This window comes from Micromonospora sp. CNZ322 (assembly GCF_007827755.1).
Window position 1 is genome coordinate 53,225 of sequence record NZ_VITD01000021.1, and the last position, 17,837, is coordinate 71,061.

General features: G+C 70.5%; 15 protein-coding genes and 3 tRNA genes. 10 read left to right on the forward strand and 8 right to left on the reverse strand.

Annotated elements, in window-relative coordinates:
* Positions 1–64 precede the first annotated feature (64 nt).
* From FB453_RS31710 to FB453_RS31730, 5 genes are all read right to left on the reverse strand, one after another.
* Positions 65–952, reverse strand: a complete 888-nt coding sequence (locus FB453_RS31710; protein WP_112586245.1) for a carbohydrate ABC transporter permease — start codon at positions 950–952, stop codon at positions 65–67.
* Positions 953–963: 11 nt separating this feature from the next.
* Positions 964–1,920, reverse strand: a complete 957-nt coding sequence (locus tag FB453_RS31715; RefSeq protein ID WP_145796190.1) for a carbohydrate ABC transporter permease — start codon at positions 1,918–1,920, stop codon at positions 964–966.
* 86 nt (positions 1,921–2,006) lie between these two features.
* Positions 2,007–3,386: an extracellular solute-binding protein gene (locus tag FB453_RS31720; protein WP_145796192.1), complete on the reverse strand. Its 1,380-nt coding sequence runs from the start codon at positions 3,384–3,386 to the stop codon at positions 2,007–2,009.
* A 333-nt stretch (positions 3,387–3,719) separates the two neighbouring features.
* On the reverse strand, positions 3,720–4,724 hold the full coding sequence (locus FB453_RS31725) for a LacI family DNA-binding transcriptional regulator (RefSeq protein WP_145796194.1): 1,005 nt from the start codon (positions 4,722–4,724) through the stop codon (positions 3,720–3,722).
* Between the two features lie 230 nt (positions 4,725–4,954).
* Entirely contained in the window at positions 4,955–6,442 is a 1,488-nt protein-coding gene (locus FB453_RS31730) for a dihydrolipoyl dehydrogenase family protein (RefSeq protein ID WP_181541763.1), read from the reverse strand.
* An 81-nt stretch (positions 6,443–6,523) separates the two neighbouring features.
* On the opposite strand from FB453_RS31730, the gene FB453_RS31735 reads away from it, so the two are divergent.
* Positions 6,524–7,600: a serine hydrolase domain-containing protein gene (locus FB453_RS31735; protein WP_145796196.1), complete on the forward strand. Its 1,077-nt coding sequence runs from the start codon at positions 6,524–6,526 to the stop codon at positions 7,598–7,600.
* Here FB453_RS31735 and FB453_RS31740 read toward each other — a convergent pair whose 3' ends face one another.
* Positions 7,601–8,926: a cryptochrome/photolyase family protein gene (locus tag FB453_RS31740; RefSeq protein WP_145796199.1), complete on the reverse strand. Its 1,326-nt coding sequence runs from the start codon at positions 8,924–8,926 to the stop codon at positions 7,601–7,603.
* Positions 8,923–9,846 carry a phytoene/squalene synthase family protein gene (locus tag FB453_RS31745; RefSeq protein WP_145796201.1) on the reverse strand — a complete coding sequence of 308 codons (924 nt, stop codon included), beginning with the start codon at positions 9,844–9,846 and terminating at the stop codon, positions 8,923–8,925. Before FB453_RS31745 ends, FB453_RS31740 begins: the two co-directional genes overlap by 4 nt.
* 65 nt (positions 9,847–9,911) lie before the next feature.
* On the opposite strand from FB453_RS31745, the gene FB453_RS31750 reads away from it, so the two are divergent.
* The 8 genes from FB453_RS31750 (at position 9,912) to FB453_RS31785 (ending at position 15,510) form a co-directional block, all read left to right on the forward strand.
* Entirely contained in the window at positions 9,912–11,054 is a 1,143-nt protein-coding gene (locus tag FB453_RS31750; protein ID WP_112586231.1) for a polyprenyl synthetase family protein, read from the forward strand.
* A gap of 28 nt (positions 11,055–11,082) precedes the next feature.
* Positions 11,083–12,564, forward strand: a complete 1,482-nt coding sequence (gene crtI / locus FB453_RS31755) for a phytoene desaturase family protein (protein ID WP_091395988.1) — start codon at positions 11,083–11,085, stop codon at positions 12,562–12,564.
* Positions 12,561–13,181 carry an isopentenyl-diphosphate Delta-isomerase gene (idi, locus tag FB453_RS31760; RefSeq protein WP_112698774.1) on the forward strand — a complete coding sequence of 207 codons (621 nt, stop codon included), beginning with the start codon at positions 12,561–12,563 and terminating at the stop codon, positions 13,179–13,181. Before crtI ends, idi begins: the two co-directional genes overlap by 4 nt.
* Complete coding sequence (locus FB453_RS31765; RefSeq protein WP_145796260.1) at positions 13,171–14,121, forward strand: MerR family transcriptional regulator; 951 nt, start codon at positions 13,171–13,173, stop codon at positions 14,119–14,121. The genes idi and FB453_RS31765 overlap by 11 nt, the downstream gene beginning before the upstream one ends.
* A gap of 75 nt (positions 14,122–14,196) precedes the next feature.
* The gene (locus tag FB453_RS31770) at positions 14,197–14,979 is read left to right on the forward strand and encodes a polysaccharide deacetylase family protein (RefSeq protein WP_145796203.1); all 783 of its coding nucleotides are present in this window, start codon (positions 14,197–14,199) and stop codon (positions 14,977–14,979) included.
* 154 nt (positions 14,980–15,133) lie between these two features.
* Positions 15,134–15,206 (forward strand) — tRNA-Glu (locus FB453_RS31775).
* Between the two features lie 57 nt (positions 15,207–15,263).
* Positions 15,264–15,337 (forward strand) — tRNA-Asp (locus FB453_RS31780).
* A 99-nt stretch (positions 15,338–15,436) separates the two neighbouring features.
* Positions 15,437–15,510 (forward strand) — tRNA-Phe (locus FB453_RS31785).
* Positions 15,511–15,987: 477 nt separating this feature from the next.
* On the opposite strand, the gene FB453_RS31790 is transcribed toward FB453_RS31785, so the two are convergent.
* Complete coding sequence (locus FB453_RS31790) at positions 15,988–17,262, reverse strand: hypothetical protein (protein WP_145796205.1); 1,275 nt, start codon at positions 17,260–17,262, stop codon at positions 15,988–15,990.
* Between the two features lie 46 nt (positions 17,263–17,308).
* Between FB453_RS31790 and FB453_RS31795 the strand changes: the two genes are divergently transcribed.
* A complete protein-coding gene (locus FB453_RS31795) occupies positions 17,309–17,836 on the forward strand; it encodes an SRPBCC family protein (protein ID WP_145796206.1) in 528 nt (175 codons plus the stop codon).
* Position 17,837 lies beyond the last annotated feature (1 nt).

The window sequence follows — 17,837 nt, forward strand, 5'->3', positions numbered from 1 at the left end:
CGCCGGACCTGGTTATGTGTCGGGCGAACGGTCGTTGTTCGCCGCGCGGGAGGACCGGTGGTCACTAGCCCTTGATGCTGCCCGTGGTCAGACCGGACATGATGTTCCGCTGGAAGATCAGGAAGATGATGACAGTGGGGATCGCGGCGATGACCGACGCGGCGATCACCACGTTCATCGGTGTGCCACCCGCGAAGGCGTAGATGCCGACGCTGACCGTCCGGGTCTCGGGTGACGGCATGACCAGCTTCGGCCAGAGGAAGTCCTTCCAGACCGCCGTCACGGCGAAGATCGAGACGACGCCGAGGATGGGGCGCGACAGCGGCAGGATGATTGACCAGAGCGTGCGCAGCGACGTCGCCCCGTCCATCAGGGCGGCCGCCATCAGCTCCTCGGGGATAGAGTCGAAGAACCGCTTCAACAGGAAGATGTTGAACGCGTTGGCGACCAGAGGCAACCAGATCGCGAACGGTGAGTCGAGCAGGTTGATGTGCACGATCGGCAGGTCGATCACCGTCACGTACTGCGGGACGATGAGGACCATCGCCGGGATCATCAGCGTCCCCAGCATCAGGGCGAGGATCACGTTGCCGAAGATCGGTCGAAGCTTGGACAGCGAGTACGCGGCGGCGGTGTCGAAGACCAGTTGGAACAGCACCGCGCCGATGGCGTAGTAGAAGGTGTTGAAGAGCAGCTTGGCGAGGGCCAGGTTGTTCCACGCGTCGATGTAGTTCTGCGGCTGCGGGTCCTTCGGGAACAGCGACGGTGGGGTCTGGGCGATCTCCTGGCCGGACTTGAGCGCGCCGGTGACCATCCAGTAGAGCGGTCCGAGGAAGACGAGCGTGAACCCCGCCACGACCACGACCAGCAACGTCCAGTAGATGACCCGGCCGCGCCCCCGGCTGAGCTGGGATTGGGAGATGAGGGTCCGGGTTCCGGAATCCTGTGCCATTCCTCGCCGTCCTAGTCCTGTTTCGCAGTCAGCCGCACGTACACGGCGGAGAAGCCGGCCAGCACCACGAGCATGATCACGCCCAGGGCGGCGGCGCCGTTGAGGTCGTTCTGGAAGAACCCGTGCTGGTAGATGAGGTACGCCACCGAGGTCGCCGAGTCCTCCGCGCCCGCGCCGTTGGCGAGGATCAGTGGCTCGATGAAGAGCTGCATCGTGGCGACGATCTGCAACATCGCCAGGAGCGCGAGGATCAACCGGGTCTGCGGGATCGTCACGTGGATGATCCGGCGCCAGATCCCGGCGCCGTCGAGCTCCGCCGCCTCGTACAGCTCACCAGGGATGTTCTGCAACGACGCCAGGTAGATCAGCACTGCGCCGCCCATGTTCATCCAGGTCGACGCGAGCACCATGGCCGGCATCGTCATCTCGGGCGACTGCATCCACTGCGAGGTGGGCAGGTGCAGTGCCTTGAGGATCGCGTTGAAGAGCCCGGCCTCGCTCGGGTCGTACGCGTAGAACTTGAAGAGGAACAGCGCGGAGGCCGGCGGCAGCATCACCGGTAGGTAGACCAGGATCCGCAGGTACCCCTTGGCGTGGCGGAACTCGTTGAGCAGGATCGCCACGAAGAACGGCACCACGTACCCGAGGGCCAGCGCCAGGACCGTGAAGTAGAAGGTGTTCTGCCAGGCCGTCCAGAAGCTGGGGTCGGCGATGATGCGGGAGTAGTTGTCCCAGCCCACCCAGGTGGTCTCGCCGCGCCGGGTCCGCTGGAAGCTCATGATGATGCCGCGGACCATCGGGTACCAGGAGAAGACGACGAAGCAGAGCACCGCCCCGATCAGGAACGCGTGACCGGTGAGGTTGTCCCGTACCTTGCGGCCGAGGCTGGTGCGCTGCGGCCTCGCCGAGTACGGCGACGGCGGGCGGCCCGGTTTCCTGGGGGTCTCCGGGACGGTGGTGATCGCCAAGGCAACTCCTGGGTGAGTCGGTGACGTCGAGATGCGGTGCGAGTGGCGTGGGGGTCGGGTCGGCGTCCCGACCCCCACACGATCGGTCAGCTCTCGGCGGCGAGGAGCTGGTTGACCTTCTCTTCGGCGGTCTTGAGCAGTGCGTCGATGTTCGAGTTCGGGTTGGTCAGCACACCCGACATCGCGGCGTCGAGCACCGCGTAGACGGCCTGGGCGTTGCGCGGCTCACCCTTGATCGGAACCGGGGTCGCCTCGAAGAGCGCGAAGTTCGCGGTGTCGACGTTCGCGTTCGCCTTACGCAGCTCCAGCTCCTGCTTCTGCGCGTCACTGCCGTTGGCGAAGAGCAGCGGCTGGGGCAGACCGACCGGGTAGTTCTGCGGCTTGGCCCGCACGTAGTCGAACTGGCCCTTGCCCGGGGTGAGCTTCTGGTACGCGATCCACTTCAGGCCGGCCTTGACCTGCTCGGGAGTGAGGTCCTTCTTGAAGAAGTAGCCCTCTCCACCACCGAGCGTCCCCTTCGCCGCGCCGTCCTGGCCGGGCAGTGGGGCCATCGCCCAGTCCTGGAACTTGCCCTGGAACTGGCTGACGATCGCCTGGGTGGCGTCCGGCGCGCCGATGAACATGCCGACCTTGCCCGCGCCGGCGTTCGTCAGCAGGTCGCCCCACTGGAGCAGCTGACGGGCACCCATGCTGTTGTCGCCGTACCGCATGTCCTTGAGGTTCTGCAGGACCTGCTTGCCCATGGCGTTGTTGAAGTCGGCCTTCTTGCCGTCCTCGGTCAGCACACGGCCGCCCTGCGAGTAGAGCAGGGAGGTGAAGTGCCAGCCGCCGGTGTTGCCGGCGCTGTACTCCGAGTAGCCGGCAATGCCGTTGCCGAGCGCGGAGATCTTCTTGGCGGCGGCACGGACCTCGGCCCAGGTCTTGGGCGGGTTGTTCACGTCCAGCCCCGCCTGCTGGAACAGGGCCTTGTTGTAGACCAGGCCCATCGAGTAGTTCTTCACCGGAACGGCGTAGAGCTTGCCGCCGTCGGTGAAGACCTCCTTGAGCGCCGGGTCGACGCTGTCCCAGGTCGAGATCGCGTCCTTGTTGACGTGCTGACTGATGTCCATCGCCTGACCGGAGTCGAGCACCTGCTGGAGATCGGTCATGTACCCGTAGAAGACGTCGGTCACGGTGCCGCCGGCGAGGCGGGCGGTGAAGTCCGGCGGGTTGTTGCACTGCTCGCCGACGCTGACGCTCTTGATGGTGATGTCCGGGTTCTGCTTCTGGAACTCGGCGACGTCGTCGTTCCAGTTCTTCAACAGCTCTTTCTGGGCGCCGACCGGCTGGCAGTCGACCGTGATGGTGACCTTGCCGCTGGCGTTCGAGCCCTTGTCGTCGCTCTTCGTGGAGCATGCCGTGAGGCTGAGCCCCAGGCCGGCCACGAGCGCAACCGCCGCAGCCTTTCGGTATTGCGGTACGGACATCTGTCCATCCCTTCGGGAACGGGTGTCTCCAATGACCTTCGCTGATCTGCGGTGATACGACCTGACGCCCAGTAGCTGCGTCGGAGCCAGGTGTGAGTGGAGTCACTGTAGCGAGGCCGACTCATTTCGGCAAGGTATCGACCCTGTTCCGAAAGGACACGACGTGATGACGACAGATGTTGGCAAGTCGCTGAAAGCAGCCCGGCTTGTCGGCTATTGATCCCTTATGACCGGTCATTCGGGCCGGTCGATGTCGACCATGGCGAGCAACGACGAAAACGGCCGCCGACCGCGAGAGGCGGTCGACGGCCGAAGCGTCGTTCGGTGTGGTGCCTAGCGGCCCGGGGCGGGCGCGGTGGAACCCCGCACCACCAACTCCGGCTCGAACAGCAGCTCGTCGTGCAGCACGCCGGCACCCTCGATCTGGGTGACCAGCAGATCCACGGCGGCCTGCCCCATCGTCTCGATCGGCTGTCGCACAGTGGTCAACGGCGGGTCGGTGCAGGTCATGAACGCCGAGTCGTCGTAGCCGACCACCGACACGTCGGTCGGCACCGCCCGACCCAGTCGCCGAGCCGCACGGATCGTGCCCAACGCGAGCACGTCGCTGGCGCAGATGATGCCGGTCACGCCACGCTCGACCAGCTTCGTCGCGGCGACCCGCGCCCCCTCCATGGAGAAGCTGGAACGCTCGACGCGCTCGTTGTCGCCCTCGTCCCAGCCCGCGGCCCGGATCATCGCGTCCAGTTTGCGCCGCGACGGCACATGCCCCTCCGGACCGAGCACCATCCCGATCCGTTCGTGCCCGAGCGAGCGCAGGTGCCCGTACGCCTGCTCCACCGCCACGGCGTCATCCGTGGAGACCCGGGGGAAGCCCAACTCCTCCACACCGGCGTTGACCAGAACGACCGGAAGACCCCGATCGGTCAGCCGACGGTAGTGGTCGTGTCGGGCGTCGGCGAGCGCGTACGAGCCACCGGCGAAGATCACCCCGGAGACCTGGTGGTCGAGGAGCATCTCCACATAGTCCATTTCGGAGACCCCGCCGATGGTCCGGGCACAGAGCGCCGGGGTGTAGCCGCGCTGGGCGAGACTGCCGGTGACGACCTCGGCCAGCGCAGGGAAGATCGGGTTCTGCAACTCGGGCAGCACCAGCCCGACCAACCGGGCGCGTTCGCCGCGCAGCTTGGTCGGCCGCTCGTAACCGAGCACGTCCAGCGCCGTCAGCACGGCGGTGCGGGTCGCCTCGGAGACCCCGTCGCGGCCGTTGAGCACCCGGCTGACGGTGGCCTCGCTGACGCCCGCCTTCTTGGCAACTTCCGTCAACCGCTTGGTCACGGTCGCAATCGTACGTCATCTGCGTGAAAGAAATGAACAGCAAAATGCCTGCCGCTTGCTGGCGGGCTGCCTGATCGACTCGGTTTCATTGATATCGCGCTGTCCCGGTGCCCCGGATACCGCGACTTCCTGAAACGCGAGTGGATCATGCCCGGCCACCGCGCGCGGGGGACACCGCGCGCGGGGGACACCGCGAGGCGCGGTGTGCGGGGGCGTCGACGAGGGCTGGGTCAGGACAGGTCGCGTAGGGCGGTTTCGATGGCCCGGTGGAAGGTCGGGTACGCGTAGATCATGTGCCGGAGCTGACTCAGCGGCACCGCCGCGTGCACCGCCACCACCAGCGCGGACAGCACCTCGCCGCCGGCCGGGCCGGCCGAGGTCGCGCCGATCAGCACGCCCTGGTCGGCGTCCGCCACGAGCTTGATGAAACCGTCGTCGCCGACCCGGTGGATCCAGCCGCGGGTCGAGCTGGCGAGTTTGGTGAAACCCACCTGCACGTTGATGCCGCGTTCGCGGGCCTGCTGCTCGGTGAGCCCGACCGCGCCGATCTCGGGATCGGTGAAGGTCACCCGGGGCAGCGCGCGGTAGTCGGCTCGCGGGACGGTGCCGGCCGATCCGCTCGATCCGCTGGCGGCCAGCGAGCTGGACGCGCCCATCGCTCCGCCGACCACGCTGGACGTGCCGCTGGCGTCCGCCCCCGCCTTCGCCTGCCGGGCGCGGGCCAGGATGTCGGCGATCACGATCCCCGCCTGGTACATGGCGATGTGCGTGAAGGCGCCCTCGCCGGTGATGTCGCCGACCGCCCAGACGTGGTCGGTGACGTGCAGACGGTCGTCGACCGGGAGGTAACGCTGGCTGGCGTCCAGGCCGATCGTGTCCAGGCCCAGCTCGGCGAGGTGAGCCTTGCGCCCGGTCACCACCAGCAGCCGGTCGGCGGTGAACTCGGCGCCGCCGCCACCGCGCAGTGTGAACCTGGTCCCGTCGTGCTCGACGCGTTCGGCGCGTACCCCGGTGTGGATCTCCACGCCGTCGGCGCGCAGCGCCGCCGCGGCGACCTCGGACGCCTCGGGTTCCTCGATGGCCAGCACCCGGTCGAGCGCCTCGACCACTGTGACCCGGACCCCGAAGCGGGCGAAGACCTGCGCCAACTCCAGGCCGATCGCTCCGCCACCCAGCACGAGCAGCGACTCCGGCAGCTCCTCGACCTCGATCGCCTGGTGGTTGGTCCAGTACGGCGTGTCGGCCAGGCCGTCGATCGGCGGCACCGACGGACGGGTACCGGTGCCCAGCACCACCCCGTGTCGGGCCTCGAACACCTGGTCTCCGACGCGAACCCGGCGCGGACCGTCGAGCCGGCCGCTGCCCCGCACGAGTCGGCCACCCTTGCCGACGAACCGCTCCGCCGCGACCGTGTCGTCCCAGGTGTCGGTGGCTTCCTCGCGGATCCGCTTCGCCACCGGCGCCCAGTCCGGTTGGACCTGCGCCGTCCCGGCGAGCCCGTCGACCCGGCGAGCCTCGGCGAGAGCGTTGGCGGCTCTGATCATCATCTTGCTCGGGATGCAGCCCCAGTACGGGCACTCCCCGCCGACGAGATCCCGTTCGACGCCGACGACGTTCAGGCCGGCCTCGGCAAGTCGCTCAGCCACCTCCTCGCCGCCAACCCCGAGCCCGACCACGACCACATCCACCAGCTCCGGCTCCGCCACACCGAACAGCATCCCCCAGCGACACCACCCCAACCACCGGGGTCAGCGGAAAAGTCGGCACGCTCACCGCCCCGGACGGCTTACCGTGGCCCGATGCACGCACGCTTCGCTCCGGTCCGGGACTGCTTCCACGACCTGCTCGCCTCCGGCCGGGAAACCGGCGCAGCCCTGACCATCTGGTACGACGGGCAGCCGGTCGTGGACCTCACCGGCGGCTGCCGCAGCGGCCACGGGCCGGGCGGCGAGCCGTGGCTGCCGGACACGCTGGTGAACGTCTACTCGGTCGGCAAGCCGGTGGCCGCGCTCTGCCTGTTGCTGCTCGTCGACCGGGGAACTGTCGATCTCGACGCGCCGATGGACCGGTACTGGCCGGAATTCCGCACACCCGCCACAGTGCGTCAGGTGCTGTCGCACACCGCCGGGCTGCCGGCCTTCCCGGTGCCCCGACCGGCCGCCGCGGTCGCCGACTGGACGCTGCTCACCGGCGACCTGGCCGCCGCCGACCCCGAGTGGTCGCCGGGCACTGTCGCCGGGGAACACGCCTGGACGTACGGGCATCTGGTGGGCGAGGTGGTCCGCCGCGTCGACGGACGGTCGGTGGGCCGTTTCCTGGCCGAGGAGATCGCCGACCGGTGGCAACTCGACCTCGGCTTCGGGTTGACCGAGGCGGACCAGTTGCGCTGCGCGGACCTTCGGTACGGCGACCCGGGATGGCCGGCCCGGGCGCTCGGTGAGCCCGGCTCGATGCGGGCGCGGGCGATGGGCAACCCGACCGGTGGGCTGGACCTGGCCGTGCTGAACAGCCCGCTGTGGCGGGGCGCGGAGGTGCCTGCGGTCAACCTGCACGCCACCGCGTCCAGCCTGGCCCGGCTCTACGCCGGCCTGCTTGCCGGTGGTGTCCTGGACGGGGTTCGGCTGTTCAGCCCGGAGCTGGTGGCGGAGGCGACCCGGGTCCAGTACGACGGGCCCGACCTGGTGCTGGACCGCGACGCCCACTGGACCCTGGGCATGCAGTGGGAGCCGGACGGCAGTTGGGGCATGGGTGGCATCGGCGGCAGCAGCGCGTGGGCCGACCCCGAGCGGGGCTACACCTTGGCGTACGCCACGGCGCACCTCGCCGAGCACGACCGGGTGGACGAGCTGGTCGAGGCGTTGCACTCGGTGCTCTGATCAGCGCAGCCAGACGGGGTCGGTGCCCGGTACCGAGAGGGGCGGTGGGTAGTCGAGCGTCTGGCGCAGGGCCTCCGGCAGCCGCCACGGTTGGTGGACGGCCCTGCCCTGCACTGTCGCCAACTCCGGCACCCACCGGCACACGTAGTCGCCGTCCGGGTCGTACCGTTCGGCCTGCCGGACCGGGTTGAACTCCCGGTAGGGCTTCGTGTCGTTGCCGGTGCCGGCGACCCACTGCCAGTTGCCGGAGTTGTTCGCCACGTCCCCGTCGAGCAGCCAGCGGAAGAACACCGCCACCCCGGACCGCCAGTCCTGCCCGAGGTGCTTGGTCAGGTAGCCGGCGGTGATCAGCCGGGCCCGGTTGTGCATCCACCCCTGCGCCAGCAGCTGCCGCATCCCGGCGTCGACGATCGGCATCCCGGTGCGTCCCTCCGTCCAGGCCGCCAACGCGTCGTCGTCGTAGCGCCACTGCTCGGCGGCACCCCGCCGGTACGCCGCTGTCGAGATCTCGGGGAAGGCGGCGGTGACCTGGTAGTAGAAGTCCCGCCAGCAGAGCTGCCTGACGAACGGGCCGGACCGGTCGCCGGCGCGGTTTGCCACCGCCAGCGGCGACACGCAGCCGAAGCGCAGGTACGGGCTGAGCCGGGACGTGTCGTCGCCGGCCATGTCGTCGTGCTGGTCGCCGTACCGGGGCAGGTCGGGCAGCCAGTCGGTGAGCCGCTGCCGGGCGATCCGCTCGCCACCACTGGCCGCGTCGGGCGAGTCGCCGGCTGGCAGCGTCGGCAACCGACCCACGCGTACCCGATCGGGCAGCACGATCCGACGCGGCGCGGCCAGCTCCTCGCGCCACCGGTTGGCCGCCCAGGCCCGGTGGTACGGGCTGAACACCCGGTAGTGGTCACCGCCGCCACCGGGCCGCAACGCGCCCGGCTCGACCACTGTCAGCCCGGGAAACAGTCGCAGGTGCAGCCGGTGCCGCTCGCACTCGGCGCGTAGTCGCCGCTCCCGGCGGACGGCGTAGTGGCTGACGTCCGCCGAGAGCGCGACGGCGGTGGCCCCGACCTCGCCGGCCAACCGGATCGTCTCGGCCACCGGGTCGCCGTGCCGGACCACCAGGTCGCCACCACGCTCACGGAGTTGGTCGCGCAGGTCGGCGAGGGCCTGGTGCAGGAAGCGGGTGCGGTTGGCGGAGAGGTCGGCCAGCGCCGGGTCGAGCACGTACAGCGGCACCACCTGGTCGAAGGCCGCACAGGTGGTGGCCAGCGCCGGGTGGTCGTGCACCCGCAGGTCGCGGGTGAGGAGCACGATCGCCGTGCTCGCTGTCACCGGCTCTCCGGCTGGATCGTCGGCCCGGGGATGACGACCGGCGTACCGGTCGAGCTGAGCAGGGCCCGCGCGGCCACCGCCATCCGTCTCCGCTGCGGCACCAGGGCCCGCCGGACGAAGACGTCGTAGTCCTGCGCGGCCACCTCGTCGAGGATGCCGCCGTAGAGCACGTACGCGGTGCGCATGCAGGCCTGCGAGGCGGGCGCCAGCATGGTGATGCCCGGTGCGGCCGCGGCGTAGTGGGCCTGGGCGCGGGTCACCTCGTACTCGATCAGCTCGCGGATCCGGGGGGTGACGCGGCCCCGGGCGCGGGCCTCGGCCAACTCCTCGCGGGTGACCCCGAACTTCGCCATGTCCTCGTCCGGCAGGTAGGTGCGGCCCCGGTCGAGGTCCTCGGCGACGTCCCGGATGAAATTCGTGAGCTGGAAGGCGAAGCCGAGTTGCCGGGCCGGCTCCCGGGCCGCCACCGGGTCCGAGCTGCCCAGAATGGGCAGCATCATGGTGCCGATGACCGCCGCCGAGCCCTCCATGTAGTCGAGCAGGTGGTCGTAGGTCGGGTACGCGGTGACGGTCAGGTCCATCGCCATGCTCTTCAGAAACGACGCAAAGTCGTCCCGGTCGAGACCGAAGACGGCGATGGTGTGCAGCACGGCCGGCAACAGCGGGTCGTCGACCGGCGCGCCGTGCAGACCGGCCACGAACTGGCTGGCCCAGCGGTCCAGCAGAGCGGCCCGCTCGGCCGGCGGCAGGTCCTCGGTGCTATCGACGATCTCGTCCGCGTACCGCGTGAACCCGTAGAGGGCGTGCACATGTCGTCGTTTCCAAGCGGGGAGCAGACGGGTGGCGAGATAGTAGGTGCGGCCGTGGCGTTTGTGCAGCTCACGGCACCGGTCATAGGCAGCGGTGAGATCAGTTTCCACCGGCCCTCCTCCATTTATCGACGCACCAATCGACGCAACCCGTAGCCTAGGGTACGCTCAGCCGCATGGCCAACGACGCAGTTGCGGGCAACGTGACCCGCGTGGCGCCGACAGGGCCGGGGGACGGGGACGATCCGGTCCGCGCCGTTCTGGCCGCTTATACCCACGATCTGGTCACGGCGGTCGACGAGACCCTGGACACCTTCCTCACCGCCGAGGTCGACACCCTCAACGACATCGATACGTCGATGGGCAGCTTCGCCGCCACCGCACGGGAAGCCGTCCTGACCGGCGGCAAGCGGATCCGGTCCACGTTCGCCTACTGGGGGTGGCGCGGGGCCGTCGGAGGCACCGCGGCGCTGCCACCCGTGCTGCCCGCGCTGGCCGCGCTGGAGCTGCTGCACACCTTCGCGCTGGTGCACGACGACGTGATGGACGCGTCCACCACCCGCCGCGGCCGGCCCACCGCGCACGTCGCGCTCGCCGAACAGCACGTCGCCGCCGGCCACCGAGGTGATCCCGGCCGGTTCGGTGAGGCCGTCGCCGTGCTCATCGGCGACCTCTGCATGGTCTGGGCCGACCAGCTGCTGGCCCACGCCTCGGTGCCGTCGACGCGCCTCTTCGAGGTGCGCCGCTGCTACGACCAGATGCGGGTCGAGACGGTCGCCGGGCAGTATCTGGACGTGCTCGGCGAGAACGACCCGGCGAGCTGGTCGGTCGACCGGGCACTACGGGTGGCCCGCTACAAGACCGCCAGCTACACCGTCCAGCGACCGCTGCTCTTCGGCGCCTGCCTGGCCGGGGTGCCCGCCGACGATCCGCTGGTCTCCGCGTACACCCGCTATGGCCTGGCCGTCGGCGAAGCGTTCCAGCTCCGCGACGACCTGCTCGGCGTCTATGGCGACCCGGCGGCCACCGGCAAGCCGGCCGGGGACGACCTCCGCACCGGCAAGCCGACCACGCTGCTCATGCTGGCCCGTGAGCTGGCCACGCCGGCCCAGCTCACGGCGTTGGAGCGGGCCGCCGACGGATCGGTCGACACGCTCGCCGGGCTGGTCGCCGAGACCGGCGCGGTGACCCGGGTGGAGCAGATGATCGCCGAGCGGGTCAGCGACGCGCTGGCCGCGCTCGACGCCGCACCCGTGGACCAGACGGCGCGGACCGCGTTGACCGGTCTGGCCACCGCCGCTGCCAACCGGCGGGCCTGATGAGCGACTTGAGCAAGGAGGTGGTCACGTGCGGACGGTGACAGGACGGACGGACCGGGTGGTGGTCGTCGGGGCCGGGCTGGGCGGGCTCGCCTGCGCGCTGCACCTGGCCGGCAGCGGGCGGCAGGTGACAGTGCTGGAGCGAGAGCCGGTGCCCGGCGGGCGGGCCGGGCGCCTCGGCGTGGACGGCTACGAGTTCGACACCGGCCCGACAGTGCTCACCATGCCCGACCTGATCGCCGAGGCGCTCGGCGCGGTCGGCGAGGAGCTGCACGACTGGCTGGACCTGACCCCGCTCGACCCCGCCTACCGGGCGTACTACCCGGACGGCTCGACCCTCGACGTGCTCACCGACACCACCCGGATGGCGGCCGAGATCTCCCGGGTCTGCGGGCCCCGGGAGGCCGACGGCTACCTGCGGTTCGTCGAGTACGCGCGAGAGCTGTGGCGGTTGGAACGCACCGACTTCATCGAGCGCAACCTGGACGCGCCGACCGACCTGATCACCGGCAACCTGCTCAAGCTGCTCAGCGGCGGGGCCTTCCGGCGCCTCCAGACGAAGATCAACCAGTTCTTCCGGGACCCGCGTACCCAGCGGATCTTCTCCTTTCAGGCGATGTACGCCGGCCTCGCGCCGCACGACGCGCTGGCCATCTACGCGGTCATCGCGTACCTCGACTCGGTGGCCGGGGTCTACTTCCCACGCGGCGGCATCCACGCGGTCTCCAGGGCGATGGCCGGCGCGGCCGAGAAGCACGGCGTGCAGATCCGGTACGACACCACTGTGACCCGGGTGGAGACCGTGAACGGCCGCGCCACCGGCGTACTCACCGCCGACGGCGACCTGGTGCCGGCGGACGTGGTGGTGCTCAACCCCGACCTGCCGGTCGCCTACCGGGACCTGCTCCCCGCCGCGCCGCAGCGTCGGCTCACCTACTCACCGTCCTGCGTCGTTCTGCACGTCGGCTCCCGACAGGCCTATGCGAAGATCGCCCATCACAACATCCATTTCGGACGCGCGTGGAAGGGCACCTTCGATGAGGTCATCCGACGGGGTGAGCTGATGACCGATCCGTCGCTGCTGGTGACCAACCCGAGTCGGACCGACCCGGCGGTGGCCCCGCCGGACCGACACACCTACTACGTGCTCGCCCCGGTGCCCAACCTGCACCGGGCGCCGTTCGAGTGGCGCGGCGACCTGACCCAGCGCTACACCGACCAGCTGATCGGCACCCTGGAGGAGCGCGGCTACGTCGGCTTCGGCGCCGGGGTCGAGGTGCTCCGGGCGATCACCCCCGCCGAGTGGGAGGAGCAGGGGATGGCCGCCGGCACCCCGTTCGCCGCCGCGCACACCCTCTTCCAGACCGGGCCGTTCCGCCCGTCCAACCTGCACCGCGACCTGCCGAACGTGGTCTTCGTCGGCTCCGGGACCCAACCCGGCGTCGGCGTACCGATGGTGCTCATCTCCGGCAAGCTCGCCGCCGGCCGGATCACCGGGGAAGGCCGATGAGCAGTCGTGAGAAGCACCTCGTCGAGCTCGTCGACGAGACCGGCACGGCCCACGGCGAGACGACCGTCGCCGCCGCGCACCAACCACCCGGGCAGCTGCACCGGGCCTTCTCGGTGTTGCTGGTGGACCCGGACGGCCAGGTGCTGCTCCAGCGCCGAGCCGGCGTCAAGACCCGGTTCCCTCTGCGCTGGGCCAACTCCTGCTGCGGCCACCCCCAGCCCGGCGAGTCGCTCGCTGAGGCGGCCAACCGACGGCTGAGCGAGGAGTTGGGCGCGGGCCCGGTCGAGCTGACCGAGGTCGGCATCTACGTCTACTACGCAGAGGACCCGGCGACCGGTCGGGTCGAGTTCGAGTACGACCACGTACTGCGAGGCGAGTTCCTGCCCGGCGCTCCGCTACTGCCCGATCCGGACGAGGTCGCCGAGCTGCGATGGGCCGACCCCGCCGCGCTGGAGACCGAGTTGAAGCTCGACCCCCGGTCGTACGCGCCCTGGCTGGGCGGGGTGGTGAACCGGCTGCTACGCCCCGCGGAGTCCCGGTCGGGCGCAACCGGCCCGGCCATGACGCCGCCCGGATCGCCGGCGGATGACACGGCGGAGCGGTCGGGTGGTCGATGAGGCGCTGAGCGCGGGCGCTGTCGCACGTCGGTTGGGGGTCGCGGTGACGACCCTCCGCACCTGGCACCAGCGCTACGGGCTCGGGCCCAGCGAACACATCCCCGGTCACCACCGACGGTACACAGCCAGCGATCTGGCCCGTCTCGAGATCATGCGACGGCTCACCGCCGAGGGGGTGAGCCCCGCCGAGGCGGCCCGCTGGGCCCGCCAGGCACCGGAGCCGATGCCCAACGGCAGCGGCACCCTCGCCCCCGCCCGGATCCACCCGACCGGCCGTGACGGCGGCGGCTCCATCCCGGTCGGTCGTGCCGGCCCGGCGGCCCGTGGCTTGGCCCGGGCCGCCATGCGACTGGACGCTGCGGCGATCAGCGAGACGATCGCGCACGCCCTGGCCGCCAGCGGGGTCGTCGCCACCTGGGAGGGCCTGCTGCGCCCGGTGCTGGCCGGCATCGGCGAACGGCACGCCGCCACCGCCGGCCTGATCGAGGTGGAACACCTGATGTCCCGCTGCGTCTCGGAGGCGCTCGCGGCGGCCAGCCGGGCCAACGTTCCCACCGGGCCGGCCCGGATCCTGCTCTCCTGCGCCGACGAGGAACAGCACACCCTGCCGCTGGAGGCGTTGGCGGCAGCTCTCGCGGAGGCCGGTGTCAGCTACCGGATGCTCGGCGCCAGGGTGCCGGTGGCCGCTCTCGTCGAGGCGGTCAACCGGACCGGACCGGCCGCCGTGGTGCTCTGGTCGCACACCCGGGCCACCGCCGACCCGACCCAACTCAGCGCGCTGCTCGCCGCGCCCCGACGCCCATTGCTGGTGCTGGCCGCCGGCCCCGGCTGGCGAGCCGACACGCTGCCCGCCGGGGTGGTGCGGCCGGTCGACCTGGCCGAGGCGGTCTCGCTCTCCGCCGCCGTCCGCGACTCCCTGGACCAGTCGAGGCGTGATTGATCGCACTGTCGCCGGATCGCGGCGTGAACTACCGTCGGGCGGGTCCGCCTACCCCGACCCTCCGGGAGCGAGCAGATGCAAGCCCGCGCCATCCTGGCGTCCGTCCTCGCCATGGCGCTGGTCCTTTCCGGCTGTGCGCAGCCGGAGCGCACCATCGCACCCGCCGGCGCTCCACGGCCGGTGGAATCGACCACGCCGCCCACCCCGACACCCCACCCCAGCGTCACCAAGTCGGCCAAGCCGCCACTGCGGCCGCTGCCGGCCAAGCTCCCCTCCGGTCTGGGACGCAACACCGGCGTACGCCCGGTGGCCCTGACGTTCGACGACGGGCCCAGCCCGGCCTGGACACCCAAGGTGCTCGACCAACTGAAGGCCGCCAAGGTGACGGCGACCTTCTGCGTCGTCGGTCGCGAGGTGCAGCGTCACCCGGAATTGGTCCGGCGGATCGTCCGGGAGGGACACCAGCTCTGTAACCACAGCTGGCGTCACGACCTCGACCTTGCCCGTCGACCTGTCGCCGAGATCCGGGCCGACCTGGACCGCACCAACAAGGCCATCCAGAAGGCCGCTCCCGGGGCGAAGGTGTCGTTCTACCGGCAGCCGGGCGGCCGGTGGACGTCGGAGGTGCTCGGGGTGGCCAAGGACCTCGGCATGCGTCCGCTGCACTGGTCCGTCGACCCGCAGGACTGGGACAAGCCGACAGCGGCCACGATCGGCAAGCGGGTCCACGCCGCCACCCGGCCCGGTGGGATCGTTCTTCTGCACGACGGGGGCGGTAATCGGGCCGCGACACTCGCCGCGTGCCCGAAGTTGATCGCCGACCTGAAGAAGCGCTTCGGCATCACCCGACTCCACTAGAACCGCTCTGACCTGCGGTTATAGACCGTCCCAAGCCCTTGCCGACACCGATTTTGTCGACCGACGGAGCATCACGTATGCTTTCCAAGCCTCCGGCGGGGCCGGATGGGAGCAAGTCCGCTTGAAGTTGCGAATGTGCAATGATGGCGGGGCCGCCCTCATCGTCTAGCGGCCCAGGACGCCGCCCTTTCAAGGCGGTAGCACGGGTTCGAATCCCGTTGGGGGCACGACCGGCGAAAGCCGGAGCAAGGCACGACCGGCGAAAGCCGGAGCAACACAAGCTAGGTCCTGTGGAGCAGTTGGAGTGCTCGCCGCCCTGTCAAGGCGGAGGTCGCGGGTTCAAGTCCCGTCAGGACCGCAGCGCTGACGCCGCGCCCCGCGCGGCGTTCTGCGTATCGGAGCAGGTCGCCTTGCCGCCGGTTCGTCCGGTTGCCGGGTAACATGAGCCGAGCGACACGGCCAGGTAGCTCAGTTGGTACGAGCGTCCGACTGAAAATCGGAAGGTCGGCGGTTCGACCCCGCCCCTGGCCACATAGCCTTTCGCCGGGCTACAGAGGTCCCCGCCAGCGGAAACGCAGGTGGGGATCTTGCTTTTGCGGGTCGCTTTCAATGACGGCCGCACCCACCACTCTCCGCGTGGGCTACTCCTGGTCTGTCGCCGACACCTCCCGTCGGCCTGGATGACCAGGCCCGGCCAGCCCGCGTGACCAACCCCGGCCAGCCTGCGCGGCCAGCCCCGGCCAGCCTGCGTGATCAACACGACTTTCTTGAAGTCGCGGTGTCCCAGCAGGCGCGATACCGCGACTTCAAGGAAACCGAGTCGATCATGCCCGGGGTCGCCTTCGCATCGGAGCAGCGCGGCGGACGTCACGCACGACGGACGGCACCGTGCACCGGACCTGACGCACCTCGCGGCGGATTTCACCGCACGACCGGACAGCGGACGTTACCGCACGACCGTGCGCCGAACGTGACCACCGCGCGGCGTCAGTGGTCGCGGCGACGGCGTCAGTGGTCCCGGCGACCCTGCGGGCGATGCTGGGCCACGCTGCCCTGGATCGCCTCCCACACGCTGCGTCCGGCCTCTCGCAGCGTCTCCCCCGCCTGCTCGGCGAACTGGGCTGCGCTCTGCGCCGCGGCCTGCGCAGCGCCCGGCAGACCACCACCGCCATCCCCGGATGGACTCGGACCGGACGCAGCCGACTGGCCGGGCTTGTTGCCGGTCTCCCCGGCCGCCGGCCCCGCCGATCCCTCGGGGCGCTGCTGGTCCCGGCCCGCACCTGCCGGGCGCTTCCCGTCACCCGCGCCTTCGGGCCGCTCTCCACCGGCGTGACGCGACCCCTCGGACCGCATGCCTTCCGGAAGGTTGCCACCTGGCGCGCCGCCCTCCGGCTCACGGCCCCCCGGCTGCCGTCCATTTGGCTGCCGTCCCTGAGGATGCTGGCCCTCCGGCTGTTGGCCCTGCGCATGCGTCTGGTCGGCCGGCCCTGGGCCGCCGGCTCGCGGCCCTGGGCCGCCGGCACCCGGTCCCGAGCCGCCCGGCCCCGCCCCGGACCCACCCGTCTCCGGCCGACCCGCACCCGGTCGATCAGAACCCAGACGACCGGGGCCGAGCTGATCAGGGCCCGGCCGGCCAGAACCCGATGGCCGACCCGGACCCGGCCGGTCGGAACCCAGTCGGTCGCGGTCGGCCACCGGGCTGGCCGCGCCGACCTGCTGGCCCGGCTCGTCGCGTACGTCGTCCGAGCGTCGACTCGACGCCTTGATCTCCGCTGCGCCCGCGGCCAACTGCTGGTTGCTGCGGTTCACGTCTTCGATGGCGGTGCCGGCCGTGCGCGCGAGCGCCTCGATGATGTGTGGGTTGTGGTCGAGCGTGTCGAGCGCGCGGCCCAGGATTCTGGTCAGCTGCTCCAACCGCACCCGCAGCTGCGCCTCGGCGTTCACCCCGTCGATGTTCAACTCGCCGCCGTTGAGGTGCACGCGTACGCCGGCGTCGACCTGGAGGAGGTTGGCCACCCGGGCCCGCAGCGACAGGTCGGCCTCCAGACCGTCGACCGCCAGTCGGATGGAGTCGACGGAGATCTTCGGAATGTCGAGCAGGACGTCCGGGTCCTCGCTGTCGACGTTCCGGTCCGGCTCCCGCTGCTGCCCGCTGTCGCTCATGTTCTCCCGCCCCACCTGCACACCAGCCCGGTCGTCCGGGCCGTCGCGCGCGGTTACCCGCTTTCCGGCGGGCCATCCCGTCCGTGACGACTCGACGACCCTCTGTCTGGAACCGGGCATCGCGTGAAGCTGCACACCGAGGCATCAGCCGGTATGGTCCGGGCCTATGGGACAGGAATTGACTGATCCGGCCGACATCCGGCAGGACGTCGGCCAGTTCTCTCTCCGGTGCAGCCTTCTCGTCCCGGGCTCCCCCGAGCACGCGTTCGCGGTCTTCACCGACGAGCTGACCGACTGGTGGGTCACCGAATACACCTGGTCCGGCCCGGACGCGCTGGCCGAGCTGGGCATGGAGCCTCGGGCCGGCGGCATGCTCTACGAGATCGGCCCGTACGGTTTCCGCGCCGACTGGGGCCGGGTGCTCACCTGGGATCCGCCTCGCCGACTGGTCTTCGTCTGGCAGATCGGCCCCGATCGGGCGCCGGTGCCGGACCCGGCCCGCGCGAGCGAGGTCGAGGTGCTGTTCCATACCGAAGGGCCGGAACACACTCGGGTCGAGTTGGAGCACCGGCACTTCGACCGGCACGGCGAGGCTGCCGAGGGTTACCGCAAGGCGCTCACGGCCGGCTGGCACGAACTGCTCACCCGCTACGTCGCCACGGTGTCGCGCCACCGCCCCAGCGCGACGGCCTGAC

What these genes read in the sequence shown, in the direction of transcription:
- FB453_RS31735 (WP_145796196.1), top strand. Translation starts at nt 6,524, where the DNA reads ATGCACGCACGCTTCGCTCCGGTCCGGGACTGCTTCCACGACCTGCTC.
- FB453_RS31795 (WP_145796206.1), top strand. Translation starts at nt 17,309, where the DNA reads ATGGGACAGGAATTGACTGATCCGGCCGACATCCGGCAGGACGTCGGC.
- FB453_RS31730 (WP_181541763.1), bottom strand. Translation starts at nt 6,442, where the DNA reads ATGCTGTTCGGTGTGGCGGAGCCGGAGCTGGTGGATGTGGTCGTGGTC.
- FB453_RS31790 (WP_145796205.1), bottom strand. Translation starts at nt 17,262, where the DNA reads ATGCCCGGTTCCAGACAGAGGGTCGTCGAGTCGTCACGGACGGGATGG.
- idi (WP_112698774.1), top strand. Translation starts at nt 12,561, where the DNA reads ATGAGCAGTCGTGAGAAGCACCTCGTCGAGCTCGTCGACGAGACCGGC.
- FB453_RS31710 (WP_112586245.1), bottom strand. Translation starts at nt 952, where the DNA reads ATGGCACAGGATTCCGGAACCCGGACCCTCATCTCCCAATCCCAGCTC.
- FB453_RS31750 (WP_112586231.1), top strand. Translation starts at nt 9,912, where the DNA reads ATGGCCAACGACGCAGTTGCGGGCAACGTGACCCGCGTGGCGCCGACA.
- FB453_RS31770 (WP_145796203.1), top strand. Translation starts at nt 14,197, where the DNA reads ATGCAAGCCCGCGCCATCCTGGCGTCCGTCCTCGCCATGGCGCTGGTC.
- FB453_RS31720 (WP_145796192.1), bottom strand. Translation starts at nt 3,386, where the DNA reads ATGTCCGTACCGCAATACCGAAAGGCTGCGGCGGTTGCGCTCGTGGCC.